We start from the raw sequence: 12,569 nt of genomic DNA on the forward strand, positions 1-12,569 counted from the left end.
TTCAGTTCAATTGGTCTTGGTGACTTTGCTCAGGTGACGCGGCCGGTCCGGATCGAGCCCGCGCGCTTTCGACAGCTGCGCCGCCATCACATAAAAGGCCTGGATCGCGACGATCGGGTCGAGGTCGGGCGTGGCGGCCACCGGCAGGGTCAGGTCGCGCTCAGGCACGTCGTCCGGCGCGGCCAGCAGCACGCGCGCGCCGCGTCCGCGCATCTCGGCAGCGAGGGTCAGCAGACCCGCCTGGGCCGGGCCGCGAGTGGCGAAGATCAGCAGCGGATAGCCTTCCTCGATCAGCGCCATCGGGCCGTGCTTGATCTCGGCGCCGGAAAACGCTTCCGCCTGCAGGGCCGAGGTTTCCTTGAATTTCAGGGCCGCCTCCAGGGCGATGGGGAAGCTGATGCCGCGACCCACCACCATGATGTTGCGCGCTGGCGCCAGCACGTCGATGGCCGCCGACCAGTCGGCCTGGCTCGCCGCGCGCAAGGCCTCGGGCAGGGCGGCAACGCCGGCTTTCAGTTCCGCGTCGTCCTGCCACTCGGCCACCAGGCGCGCACCGGCGACGAGACTCGTGATGAAACTCTTGGTGGCGGCCACGCTCTGCTCCTTCCCGGCATGCAGCGGCATGGTCCAGGCGGCGCTCTGCGCCAGCGGCGAGCTGTCGTCGTTCACCAGGGCCACCGTGGTGGCGCCGCCGGCGCGGAAGTACTGGATCGGTTCCACCACGTCCGGGCTCTGGCCCGACTGCGAAATGGCAATCGCCAGCGTGTCGCGCGTGACCAGGGGCGATTTGTACAGCGTGACGAGCGACATCGGCAGCGAGGTGACGAGGCGTCCGAGGCGCGACATGATCAGGTAGGCGACATAGCTTGACGCATGGTCCGAGCTGCCGCGCGCCACCGTCACCGCGCTGTGGAAATTCGTCGACCTGAGCGTGCGCCCGAGTTCGGCGTAGCGTTCGGTGTCCTGGCTCAGTTGCAGCGCGACGCAGTCGCCGGCGGACATGGCCTCCTGCAGCATCAGCGAGGTGGCGGGTGCGCTGTCGGTCGCGCTTTTGCTGGAATTCATACGGCTGCTCCTTCGATATGGACGGCTTTGATGTTCAGGTCGCGGCCGAGCACCACGAAGTCGGCATGGCAGCCCGGCGCCAGGCGTCCGCGCAGCGGTTCGCCCGGTAATCGGCGGCATTGGTCGACACGCGCCGCGACGCTTCCGCCAGCGGCAGGCCGATCTTCACCAGGTTGCGCAGGGCGCCGTCCATCGTGAGCGTGGAGCCGACCAGCGTGCCGTCAGCCAGGCGCACGCCACCCATGCACTTGTGGACGACCTGGCGCCCCAGCATGTATTCGCCATCGGGCATGCCGGAAGCGGCCGTCGAATCGGTCACGCAGAACAGGTGCGGAATCGCGCGCAGCGCCACCTTGATTGCGCCCGGATGGACGTGCAGCAGGTCGGGGATGATCTCCGCGTACTGCGCGTGTGCCAGCGCCGCACCCACCATGCCCGGCTCGCGGTGGTGCAGGCCCGGCATCGCGTTGAACAGGTGGGTAAAGCCGGCCGCGCCGTGTTCGAGCGCGGCGACGCCGTCTTCATACGAGCCGCTGGTATGGCCGATCTGCACGCGCATGCCCTTGTCGGCAAGCAGGCGCACGAGCTCGAGGTGGCCGTGGATCTCGGGCGCCACCGTGATCACGCAGCGGCGCGCGACGGGCGTAGTCTTCCACCTCGCGCAGGGTCGCTTCCTTTGCAAACGGCGGCTGGGCGCCCAGTTTGGCGGCATTGATGTAGGGGCCTTCCAGGTGCACGCCGAGGATGCGCGCTTCGCCCTTGCCACGCTCTTCGATGGCCGCGCCGATCGCATCCAGCGCGCGTTCGATGTCTTCCGGCGGCGCCGTCATCGTCGTGGCCAGCAGGCTGGTGGTACCGTGTTTCGCGTGCAGGGCGGCGATGACGTGCGGCGCGTCGCCGCCTTCCATCATGTCGCGTCCGCCGCCGCCGTGCACGTGGACGTCGATGAAGCCGGGCAGGATGTAGTCGTCGTTATTCCCGTCAGGGTCGGCCGGGCTGCCGGCGATGGCCTCGATGATGGCGCCGTAGCGCAGTTCGCCGTGGATCCAGCCGTCCGGCGTGAGGATGTTGCCTTTCATGGTGCGGCCTTCTTCAGGTGACGTTCGATCATGCGCAGCGCGCCTTGCGCCGAGTCGCCCTGCGGCGCTAGGCAGCGTGCACGGGTCTCTGGCGGCAGCCAGGCCAGCAGCACTTCGCCCAGGCCGCCGCACGGGGCCAGCGGCAGGCGCGCGGACGGGTCGAGCGCATGGGCGATGCTGGCCACTTCGCGGCCCGCGTGTTCGAGGATGGCACGGGCCACCGGATCGGTGTCGCCATGCAGGATCACGAAGCGCGCCAGGCTCGCATAGGCCGTCTGGTTGGCGCGCGCCCGAGCCAGACCTGGACGGCATCGCGGCTGCCGCCGCAGGCTTCGATGACCTCGCGCGCAAACGCGCCGCCTGCGACGCGGCCATCGATCACCTGTTCGATATGGTTCAGCGCGCGCAGCCCCATCCATGCGCCGCTGGCTTCGTCCCCGGCCGGGAAACCCCAGCCGCCGACTTCCACCTTGCTGCCGTCTTCCAGCATCGCTTCGCCGACGCTGCCCGTGCCGATCGCGACGATCGCGCCTGGTTCTCCGCCATGGGCGCCCATCAGGGTGCTGAAGCCGTCGGTGCCCAGCACCAGGGCGGCGAAACCGGGATCGCTTGCCACGAACTGCGCGGCCCATTCCTTGTTGTGCACCCCGGCCAGGCCCAGGCCAATCGCCATCGAGGACAGGGGAGGGGAACCGATATCGGCCACCGCGCAGGCTTCGCCGATGGCTTGCATGATGGTGGTCCAGGCGTTCTGGATGCCGTGCGAGAGACCGGAAGGGCCGGCACTGGCCTGCGCCAGTTCGACGCCGTTGGCGCTGGCGAGACGTACGCGGGTGCCGGTGCCGCCGCCATCGACGCCGATGAGGTATTCGATCATGGTTGAGGGGCGCCTGGAGAGGCTGCCGCAAGCTGGAAAAGGGGTCAGGGCACTATAGGCAGGCTGCCTGGGTCTGTCAACAGGTATTTAAGTGGTATTGTTTTTGGGTAGAAGTGGTATGGTTTCGTGCCGCTGCCGATTCGCCTTGGCTAGCTCAATGAGCAGCTTCATTTATGTGAATCGGGCAGGGATGTTGCTTTTTGCTGAACGAAGTCGTGTGCCGGTTCGCCGTCATGCAGTACGAGAGGCAAAACCATTCGTGCCTTGATGCTGCGCAATGTCCTGTTTGAACTATTTCATTAATTTTCGTTAAGAACCCATCGGTTTTGTGAAACCTCATGAAATGAGACCAGGTGCCTTGCACGAACTTAACTAAATGAAACCATTCCCCATTCCTGAGTCCCGTAGCGGGTTGTTGCCAAAAGAGCTGGTTAGCCTGTTTGGTGGATTGAGCGAAGCGAATCGTGCCATTCGACTGCGCATGTCAGGTCGCCAGGGCATTGTTGATGACGTTTTGCTAGTGAAGCAGGTCAGCGGACAGGAAACCATGTGCGGCGGACTGGAATACCGTTTGTACTGTGTATCGCTGGATCCTGCCTTGCCACTCAAGGACTTCATCGCGGTTCCGGTCGAAGTGCAGTTCGTTACCGACCGAGGAGAGATGCGTTCTGTTTGCGGCATTGTCGCGGAAGCGATGGCGGGGCAGGCCGACGGTGGACTTGCGACCTACCAGCTGTTCGTGCGCGATGCGTTGGCCCTGATGGAGCAGCGCGTGAATACCAGAGTATTCCGTAACCTGAATGAAGTCGACCTGTCAGCAGCCATGCTTCGCGAATGGAAAAACACGAATCCCATCCTGGCAAAAGCTTTCGACATTGATATGTCCGGCGTACGCGACACGTACCCCACGCGTGAATTCACGATGCAGCACAACGAATCGGACGCTGCATTCCTGCGCCGGCTCTGGAAGCGGCGGGGTATTTCGTGGTTCATCAGGCCTGGACAGGCCAGCAACGATGGCAGTAGCAGCACACCTGCTCATACGCTCGTCCTGTTCGATTCGTCGTATTCGCTTGTCCAGAATGCAGCTGGTGCCGTACGTTTCAATAACGACCGGGCTACCCAGGCAGCGGACGCAATCTACAACTGGAGTGCGCTGCGGACGCTCCGGAGTGGCAGTGCCACGCGGCAGAGCTGGGATTATCGCAGCGGTGGCATGATGTCGGTTCATCTACCCACCGTCATGCAGCAAGGTGAGGCCGGAACCCAGTTTGCTTTCAGTCTTGATGACTATGTGGTCGATCCGCCGCATGCAGGACACGACGCCGCCGATTATCAGCGCTTGGGCGAACTGCGCATCAGGCGGCACGAATACGCGTCGAAGTGCTTTCGCGGCGAAGGCGGGGTGCGAGACCTCTGCGTTGGCCAGTGGTTCCGGCTCGATGGACATCCGGAAATCGACATGCATAACGACGACCAGCGTGAATTCGTCCTGACCCAGTTGTGGGTGAGCGCAGAGAATAATCTGCCGAAGACGGTGGACGAGCGCGTTCAGCGCCTGTTTTCCGTGAATGGCTGGCAGGGAGATGGTATAGCGGCGGAACTTCATGCTGCAAGCGTAGAGCGCGATATGCGTTACACGAATCGCTTTGCCTGTGTGCGGCGCGGCATTCCAATTGTCCCAGCCTTCGACCCCCGCACTGACCTTCCTCGTGTGACATTACAAACTGCCATTGTCGTCGGCCCACCCGGAGAAGAAGTGTATTGCGACGCACTGGGCCGGGTGAAGCTGCGCTTTCCAGGAACCCGCGAACAGGATCACGCATCGGGACCCGGCGCATCGAACACCGATACCGACTCTGCATGGATACGCGTAGCCAGTTTCTGGGCCAGCGACAAGTGGGGCAGCATGCATCTGCCACGGGTTGGCAATGAGGTGCTGGTCGACTTCCTCGGCGGCGATCCAGATAAACCTGTCGTCGTCGGTAGTCTGTATGGAAAACCTTTGCCGCCGGCATTCAGTCACACAGGCGAACTGCCCGGCAACCGCTTCCTGGCAGGTATCAAGAGCAAGGAAGTAAAAGGCATACGCTACAACCAGCTCCAGTTCGACGATACCCCGGGCCAGATCAGCACCCAGCTTGCAAGCGAACATGGCCACAGCCAGCTCAATCTGGGGTGGCTGACACGGCCGCGCCAGAACGGGCAGGGCGGCGCCCGCGGGGAAGGCGCCGAACTACGCTCGGACGGCGCAGTGTCGGTGCGCGGAAAATCCGGCGTGTTCATCAGTGCGGAGGCCCAGCGCGGGGCGCAAGGGGCGTTGTTGCAGCGGGAATCCTTGCTTGGATTGGCCGAGGTACTGCAAAGCGTTCAGCAGCAGCTATCGGAGCTGGCACAGACTCACCACGCCGATTCGACACCGGCTGCACAATTGGGGGACCTGGTCAAGCGGCTCAAGGCGTGGGAAAACGGAACGAACGTGAGTCCCGATGCCAGTGAAGGACAGGCTGCGGTCGTTGCCGTTAGCGCACCGGCAGGGGTAGCGATCGGCAGCCAGGACAATGTTCTGCTCGGCGCCCAAACCCAGATCGACCTTATCAGTGTGGGTACAACCCATGTCAGCGCCGGCAAAACCTTCCTCGTTCGCGCAGCCGAGAGTATCAGCCTGTTCGCGCACAAGCTTGGCCTGAAACTGATCGCGGCGTCCGGCAAGCTGGAACTGCAGACCCATAAGGACGATATGGAACTGACGTCCGCCAAGCGCATCGTGCTGAGCGCGGCAGACGAAATCGTGCTGCAAGCGCCGAAGCTGCGCTTCATTGCACAAGGGGCGCAAGTCGATATCGGTGGCAATGAGATCGTGCAGCAGTGCAGCGGCAATCACACCATCAAGTCTGCCAAGTTTGCCCACCTCACCGGTGGGGGCGGAAATGTGGCCTCCTTAAATCTCCCAGCCAGCGACATCAAGACCGACGAACGCATCATCTTGTTCGACCAGCAATCGGGCCTGCCTGTCAAGGATCGGGCTTACCGTGCAATTCTTGATGATGGCCAGGAAATCACCGGGAAAACCGATGCGGAAGGACGTACAGAACTGATGCATTCCGTAGCGATGGGAGAGGTGCGGATCATTATCGACCCGCATTCCGACAATGCCTGACAACTTCTTAAGCGGACGCCATGGCTGAACCGATCCGACGACTCCCTGATCCCATTGTCAACGCCGACGGCAAACTGGAGGGCAAAAGCATCCTCACACCGCAGTCTGTGAAAACACGCGGTGCGATTGCGATTCCTTCTAACAAAGTCATTCCAGTGATTCTCGTGCCAGGAATTATGGGGAGTAATTTGCGGGCAACAACAAACAAAAAACAAGCCCAAAACACTGAATTGTCGGTCGGGAATCCGGCTTGGCGCCCTCCAAACGGAGTCCGCGAAGGTTTGCGCGAAGCGAAAATGTGGGATGGGCGTGGCCCGGCCGTTCGTCAACAGATACTCGATGGTGACACACTTGAAGTCGACAATACGGGACTGATTGAGCCATCTGGTGAGATGGAAGGCATGACCGTCGAACAGCTGCGCAACAGATGGTGGGGAGAAGTTCACTGGTCCAGCTATGGACCATTGCTGTGCGAGCTGCAAAGCAAACTGAACAGCACGTTCGAAGCGTCTTTGATTTTGAGAAACCGGCAACCCAACTCGCACTGGGAGTCGATCATGGAATACGACCATGAAAAATGGAATGCTGCTGACATGTCCAAACTCACCGTAGGGAATCTGGAAAAATTCGCGCAGTACCAATACCCTGTCTATGCCTGTGGCTATAACTGGACGCAGTCAAATGAACTGTCGGGCATACGCCTGAAAACCCGTGTGCTGGAAATTATCGACCTTTGGATCAAGCGTAAATTCGACTGTAAGCAGGTCATTCTGGTGACGCATTCAATGGGCGGACTGGTAGCTCGGGCATGCGCCAAGCAAATCCCTGACAGGATTGTTGGGATATCGCACGGCGTCATGCCTGCACTGGGTGCTCCCTTGGCCTACCGGCGTATGGCATGCGGCACCGAAAAGAGCTCTCCATCGGCGACGATCAAAGGTAACTTCGAAATGGAGAAATTTTCTCAGATTGCCGGTGATACTACCGAAAAAACGACTCCCACAATGGCCATGGCCTGTGGTGCGCTGGAACTTCTCCCCAATCACCTTTACCCGCAACCGTGGTTGATGGCTTCAGTGAGAAAGAGGGATGGCAGTATCGAGGACGTTTGCCCGCTTTTCTATCAAAATGTTTACGACCTATATCGTGAGTTCTCAACGTGGTACCGCGTAATCGATCTGGATCTAGTTGATCCTGCTCGTAAATATGATCCAAAGACCGGCGAAGCGAAACGTGCTGTAATACGCGCGGTCGGCCAGGCCGAAAAGTTTCATACCCAGGTGCTTGATAGCTATTATCATCCAAATTCGTATGCCTATTACGGTGCCGACCCGGAGCAGCTTTCGTTCGGCGTATTTCGCTGGATAACAGACGATCAGGGTGCATTGAACCAGCAAGTACGTTCGCTGCTCATCGTCGGGCAGGGCCGGGGAACCAATTTCAACGGTGGAAAAACCATGATTATGCCCGAGAATTTCGTTGGCGCGGGAAGCAGCTATTTCTTCATGCCAGGAGCGCAAGACGCCCCGGGCGACGGTACTGTATCGCATCAATCAGGCGACGGACCGCGCGGCAGGGTCAAGCGCGTGTTCCGCACAACGGGCTTTTCTCATCAGGGTAGCTATAAGGACGAACACATGATAAGTCTTACTTTCAACCTGATAGCTCGAATAGTGCAGGAGGCAAAATAATTGAAAAGCTCAAAAAAATACGCGATAACGGCTGCGACTGCAGTCGCCGTCGCGATAGCGGTGATTGATCGAGCTTGTGACCACTTACCTGGGCCGGAGATTGGAGGAAGAAGCGTGGCGCAAAATATGACACATAAAATGAAGTCAGTATGCGTAGGCAGGTTTATCATCGATTTGCCAGAGGAATCCATTGTGAAATTTGCGCCTGCGCGAATAGCTGGGGTAAACATCAATGTGGAACCTGGATATACCGATGCAAAAATGAAGAGCGAGATCGAGCTGCGCGAGCAGGAGCTGAGCCTGCAAAAGAATGAGTATGACCAGCCAAGTTTGGAAAAAAAGAACAATGTCGATGCCCTGAACTTCAAGGCGGTAATTATGCATTACGCACGAGAAAAGCCCGTGACTTGGTTTGAGTTAGGGAAGAGGATTTCTGGTGCGGAGGAGGGGATTTCCCTCGAAGCATTCGGCCTATATGACAATCTTTTGTTTTATTACAGAGCGGAGCATCTGGCATCGCCGAAGAACGAGAATAATGTACTGAACTTAGTACGAAAAACTGAGGCGCGCAATTCCGATTCGATTCCACCGCAGCCCGGGTTTTGCATGGAGAATGGTCTGATTCACGACCCCATTTCGCCAGACGATAATGAATCGATCGCGATGTTCGCGTCCTTGAAGGGCCACCCCGACATTGCAATAAGACTCCACATGTTAGTCAATGACGACCGGGTCGAGGAATCGTTGCTGGCGCGTGACGCGAGAAGCCGTATCAAGAGACTATATCCGAACCGAATCAAGAACTTGCGGCGGCAACACCGTGCTCTCAATGGCATCGAAGGTGATGAAACGGCCAACAAGTACAAGGAGGACAATGGGACGAGTGCGCACGCGCTCATGTGGTTTTCACCGGGAAAAGCGCGGGATGTACTGGCACCTCAGTTGTCGCTGGAGCTTGAAACAGGCATAGGCCGGCCGGGTGAACCAGTCAATTCCAGTCTCTCAGACGAGGCAGTGCTTGAACTGTGGGACAACATTACGAAAAGCATCCGGCTGCGGCCAACGTCAGCTACGGGCCAGGCCGGCACTGTGACCGTAAAACATCAGGTAGCGCTGGGAGAACTTGCTGCGACGGGCCGTCGTTGTCCGCAAACAGGATATTGGCAATGCGATGCATCCGGCCAGATCGAGGACGACCAGCGCCAATTCCTCAACCAAGGTGACCTGATGCCCAAGGCCATCGTGCGCGGCACGCCGAATCTGTGGCAGAAGCTCAGCGGCGATTTGCCTCTGCATCGCGTTTCGACGGTCTGGAAGCTGGTCGCCTACGATGCGGCTGCAGTCGGGAAGTCGGCGACCGATGGCAGTGGGCTGCCCCGCCAGGCGCCAACGGCATCGGATTCCGACGATGCAGCCACCTGAGCAAAGCTGACACGCTCGTGCCCGTGACGCTAGCGCGGCCACGGCCCGACTACTTAGAGCAAGGGATCAAACTCACCATGCCCAATGTTATCCGCCTTGGCGACACGACCAGCCATGGAGGCAAGGTCGTCAAGGTCGCAGCCAGGCACTATACGATCGGCGGCATCCCTGTTGCTTGCGTAGGCGACGTATGTACATGTCCAATGAAAGGACATGACGGGTGCACAATTGCTGAAGGAAATCCCACCCACCTCGTCGAGGGCGTCCAAGTGGCTTACGATGGGCACAAGACAAGTTGCGGAGCATCTCTCATAGCCAGCCAAACCGTCTTCACGGCTGGGTAAGAATTTGCGCGAAGCGACAGTCCAGGTCCTGTTACGCGGTTGTGTAGGCAGTGCGGGCCTGCACTCAGGCTTTGGATGTTGATGAAATCGCAGCTATTTCAACTTGACCCTGCATTCATAAAAAGCGGACGACGGGTGCCCCTTACCGCCCGCGGCAGACAAACCCGTATTCCGTCACGCTGCACCCCTGCTTGATACACTGCGCCGCGTGATAGCCATGTTCCCGGCACGCCTTCAGCGTTGCCGTCATCGAGGTATCGGGCGCCGTCGGTTTTTCCGCGCGAACCGCGGATGCACGTGCGACCTGACGGACGGGACGGGCCGGCTCCTTTTTCGTCACAGGCTTGCTGGCGCTGGCAGACTGCTTGCGCACGGTCCGGCTCGGCGGCTTCGATACAGGCGCGGAGGGCGCGCGTTCCACGACGGGCTCGGGCGCGGGCGAGGCTTGCGGCCTCCCTTCAGCCGCTTCGGATGCCGGGCGTTCCACCGCCTCGGCAGCGGCAGGCGGATCCGCTTCCAGCATGACGAGGGGCGGTACCCCGGATACAGGACGGGTCTCGGTCTCCGCAGGCGGCACAGGCGCGTCGCCGGCAGCAGCTGGCTTGACCGGCTTCGCTTGACTCGCGCCTTGCGTGCCGGCTTGAACCGCCGGTCGCTCTGCTTTTGCTGCGGTGGCGACAAGCGCGAGCGCGCCCGCATCGTGTTGCTCCGGTATAGCCAGCGACCACCCGGGCAATGGCTGCCACGGCGAGCACGCATGCGCCCCACAGCACGTAGCGCGGCTTGAACCACGCGGGCCCGCTTCGGGGGCGCGTGAACGGTTCAGTAGCCTGTGGCGCCGGCGGTGGCGGGGTGAAGTCGAACAGGGGGTCTTGCGGCGCGGCCGCCTGCTGCGTCGGGGGAGGAGCCAGCGCCGGCTCGAACAATGAATCCTGCGGCGCGGCCGCCTGCTGCGTCGCATACTGCGCAAGCGTTGGCCCGGCTGGGGCAGTCCTCGGCTGCTGAAGGGGTTCCTCCGGGGAAGTGGACAGGTCGTGCTCAGGCGCGAGAAGCGGGAGGTGCGCGGCCGGCACCGTGGGCTCGACGGGCGCAGCGACAGGCGCGGGGGGCAAACCAGGTTGCACGTACTGCGCCTCGAGGGCAGCAATTTCCTCGAAGACGCTTTCCAAGGCCAGAGGATCCGGCTGAGAATCTGGTAGTTCCGCCACGGCAATGGGCGGGTCGGCTGCGGCGCGCTCCCGCCATACGCCATGCGTAGAACGGGGCTCGGCGGACGCCGCTTTCCTCGGCAGCGGCACCTTCGCCACCTCTGCCTTCCGTTTCGCATTGCCCGCTGTGTTCGTCGGCGGGAGGGGGAGTGCTGCGCTTTGGCCTATGTCTTCAAGCAATTGCGTTTTCATGATGTGCTACGACTTCCAATTGCGGTGGAAGGTAGAGCTTAGCGCCTTTTCAATATTGGGTTAGCGCGGTTTGTAAGCAGTTGTGAGCAGGCATGGCGGACCTGCCCTCAAAGACGGGCCCGGCGGCGGCTGTCGGGCACCCGCCGGACTCGTCGCCACGCAGCGCGCTTCAGTTACTTTACTCCACCAGTAAGCGCCCGCTGCGCTCGACCGCCACCACTTCCGCCCGCCCGCTCTCCTTGCGCACCGGGTTGACCCTGGCGCTGCCCGGTCCGCGCACGTTGACGTCGCTCTGGCGCACCGTCAGGCGGCGCGCTTCCAGGCTGCCCGAGCCGCTCAGGTCGGCGCTGATGCGCTCGACCTGGCCTTCCGAGCGAACCTTGCCGGGGCCGCTCATCTTCAGCGCGACGCGCTTGCCTTCGACGGCAGCCGACAGGTCGCCCGAGCCGTGCAGCGAGGCTTCCGGGGTGTCCTGCACCTTGTCAAGCGTGACGTCACCGGGACCGCTGCTGTCGATGAAGGCATTGCGCACCGTCAGGTGGTCGGCTTCCAGTTCGCCCGAGCCGTCGAGGTCGGCGCGCAGCTCGTCGACTTTGCCGCTCAGCTTGGCGTTGCCGGGGCCGCCCATGCGCAGGGTGGCGCGCGCCGCCGCCAGGCCGCGTGCTTCCAGGTCGCCGGAGCCGTTCACGTCCGCTTCGAACGCAGTAATGTTGCCGCTCACGCAGGCGTTGCCGGGACCCTGCTGGCGGCTCGTGACTTTTTCCACCTGCAGGCTGCAACCGTCGAAGTCGCCGGAGCCGGTGAGCTCGACCCGCAGTTCGCGCGCGCTGCCGCGCAGGTGCACGCCGCCGGGGCCGCTGACCGGGCGACGGCGCGCACTACGCGCACGTCGTCCGCTTCGAGGTCGCCCGAGCCGCTCACACGCGCATTCAGGTCGTTGCCGACACTGCCCAGGCGCACGTCGCCGGGGCCGGACATGGTCAGCGCCACATTGGCCGCCTGCACGCCGCGCAGGTCGAGCTCGCCACTGCCGCTGCCGTTCACTTCCAGCACGCGCACGGCGCCCCGGGCGCGCACATCGCCAGGACCTTGCGCGGCGAGGACGAAGCGCTCGCCCTTGATTGCGTCGACTTCGACGTCGCCGCTGCCGTTGTTGACCAGTTTCTTGAGCCCCGATGCGGCAATGCGCACGACGACTTCCGGCCGGTTGTCCTTGCCGAAGTGGATACCCCAGCGCGAACGCTGGCGCACGACCAGGGTGCCGCCGCGGACTTCGCTTTCGATCTCGGCCAGTTGCTTGGCGTCCCCAAGCAGGTCCAGGCGCGGCGCGCCTTCGCTGACGACGACGCGGAAGGGGCCGGAGACTTCGATGGCGTCGAAGGCGGCAACCGGGCGTTGTTGGGTAGTGACGGCAGGGCGCCGTTCCTCGGCGGTGACGCTGTGCATGCCGGCAAATCCGGCGCAGAGCAGGAAGGCGGCGACGGCGATGTGCTTGTGTTGGGTAGTCACGGGGTGTCCTCGTTGTTTTTGT

10 protein-coding genes and 1 pseudogene are annotated in these 12,569 nt (G+C 61.7%); 4 read left to right on the forward strand and 7 right to left on the reverse strand.

Going from position 1 to position 12,569, the window contains the following annotated elements:
- Positions 1-6: 6 nt before the first annotated feature.
- The 4 genes and pseudogenes from G4G31_RS10910 to G4G31_RS10920 all read right to left on the reverse strand — a co-directional run bounded on the left by G4G31_RS10910 (position 7) and on the right by G4G31_RS10920 (position 3,021).
- Positions 7-1,065, reverse strand: coding sequence for an SIS domain-containing protein (locus tag G4G31_RS10910; RefSeq protein ID WP_229425515.1), 1,059 nt, complete (start codon positions 1,063-1,065; stop codon positions 7-9).
- Positions 1,062-2,144, reverse strand: a pseudogene (gene nagA / locus G4G31_RS10915) (N-acetylglucosamine-6-phosphate deacetylase). The gene G4G31_RS10910 and the pseudogene nagA overlap by 4 nt, the downstream one beginning before the upstream one ends.
- The gene (locus G4G31_RS29050) at positions 2,141-2,392 is read right to left on the reverse strand and encodes a hypothetical protein (RefSeq protein WP_374011292.1); all 252 of its coding nucleotides are present in this window, start codon (positions 2,390-2,392) and stop codon (positions 2,141-2,143) included. Before G4G31_RS29050 ends, nagA begins: the two are co-directional and overlap by 4 nt.
- Complete coding sequence (locus G4G31_RS10920) at positions 2,389-3,021, reverse strand: BadF/BadG/BcrA/BcrD ATPase family protein (protein WP_374011293.1); 633 nt, start codon at positions 3,019-3,021, stop codon at positions 2,389-2,391. The genes G4G31_RS29050 and G4G31_RS10920 overlap by 4 nt, the downstream gene beginning before the upstream one ends.
- Before the next feature lie 376 nt (positions 3,022-3,397).
- On the opposite strand from G4G31_RS10920, the gene G4G31_RS10925 reads away from it, so the two are divergent.
- The 4 genes from G4G31_RS10925 (at position 3,398) to G4G31_RS10940 (ending at position 9,638) form a co-directional block, all read left to right on the forward strand.
- The gene (locus G4G31_RS10925) at positions 3,398-6,181 is read left to right on the forward strand and encodes a type VI secretion system Vgr family protein (RefSeq protein ID WP_182991438.1); all 2,784 of its coding nucleotides are present in this window, start codon (positions 3,398-3,400) and stop codon (positions 6,179-6,181) included.
- Positions 6,182-6,201: 20 nt separating this feature from the next.
- On the forward strand, positions 6,202-7,872 hold the full coding sequence (locus G4G31_RS10930) for a triacylglycerol lipase (RefSeq protein WP_182991439.1): 1,671 nt from the start codon (positions 6,202-6,204) through the stop codon (positions 7,870-7,872).
- A gap of 114 nt (positions 7,873-7,986) precedes the next feature.
- Positions 7,987-9,294, forward strand: a complete 1,308-nt coding sequence (locus G4G31_RS10935) for a T6SS immunity protein Tli4 family protein (RefSeq protein ID WP_182991440.1) — start codon at positions 7,987-7,989, stop codon at positions 9,292-9,294.
- Between the two features lie 77 nt (positions 9,295-9,371).
- Positions 9,372-9,638, forward strand: a complete 267-nt coding sequence (locus tag G4G31_RS10940; protein WP_182991441.1) for a PAAR domain-containing protein — start codon at positions 9,372-9,374, stop codon at positions 9,636-9,638.
- A gap of 142 nt (positions 9,639-9,780) precedes the next feature.
- Here G4G31_RS10940 and G4G31_RS10945 read toward each other — a convergent pair whose 3' ends face one another.
- From G4G31_RS10945 to G4G31_RS10955, 3 genes are all read right to left on the reverse strand, one after another.
- Positions 9,781-10,161, reverse strand: a complete 381-nt coding sequence (locus tag G4G31_RS10945) for a hypothetical protein (RefSeq protein ID WP_182991442.1) — start codon at positions 10,159-10,161, stop codon at positions 9,781-9,783.
- Positions 10,162-11,216: 1,055 nt separating this feature from the next.
- Positions 11,217-11,759, reverse strand: coding sequence for a GIN domain-containing protein (locus G4G31_RS10950; RefSeq protein ID WP_182991443.1), 543 nt, complete (start codon positions 11,757-11,759; stop codon positions 11,217-11,219).
- On the reverse strand, positions 11,756-12,547 hold the full coding sequence (locus G4G31_RS10955; protein WP_182991444.1) for a GIN domain-containing protein: 792 nt from the start codon (positions 12,545-12,547) through the stop codon (positions 11,756-11,758). The genes G4G31_RS10950 and G4G31_RS10955 overlap by 4 nt, the downstream gene beginning before the upstream one ends.
- Between the last annotated feature and the right edge of the window lie 22 nt (positions 12,548-12,569).

Source organism: Massilia sp. Se16.2.3 (assembly GCF_014171595.1).
In the GTDB taxonomy this organism is placed as follows: domain Bacteria; phylum Pseudomonadota; class Gammaproteobacteria; order Burkholderiales; family Burkholderiaceae_D; genus Telluria.

What these genes read in the sequence shown, in the direction of transcription:
- G4G31_RS10910 (WP_229425515.1), bottom strand. Translation starts at nt 1,065, where the DNA reads ATGAATTCCAGCAAAAGCGCGACCGACAGCGCACCCGCCACCTCGCTG.
- G4G31_RS10920 (WP_374011293.1), bottom strand. Translation starts at nt 3,021, where the DNA reads ATGATCGAATACCTCATCGGCGTCGATGGCGGCGGCACCGGCACCCGC.
- G4G31_RS10925 (WP_182991438.1), top strand. Translation starts at nt 3,398, where the DNA reads ATGAAACCATTCCCCATTCCTGAGTCCCGTAGCGGGTTGTTGCCAAAA.
- G4G31_RS10930 (WP_182991439.1), top strand. Translation starts at nt 6,202, where the DNA reads ATGGCTGAACCGATCCGACGACTCCCTGATCCCATTGTCAACGCCGAC.
- G4G31_RS10940 (WP_182991441.1), top strand. Translation starts at nt 9,372, where the DNA reads ATGCCCAATGTTATCCGCCTTGGCGACACGACCAGCCATGGAGGCAAG.
- G4G31_RS10945 (WP_182991442.1), bottom strand. Translation starts at nt 10,161, where the DNA reads ATGCTGGAAGCGGATCCGCCTGCCGCTGCCGAGGCGGTGGAACGCCCG.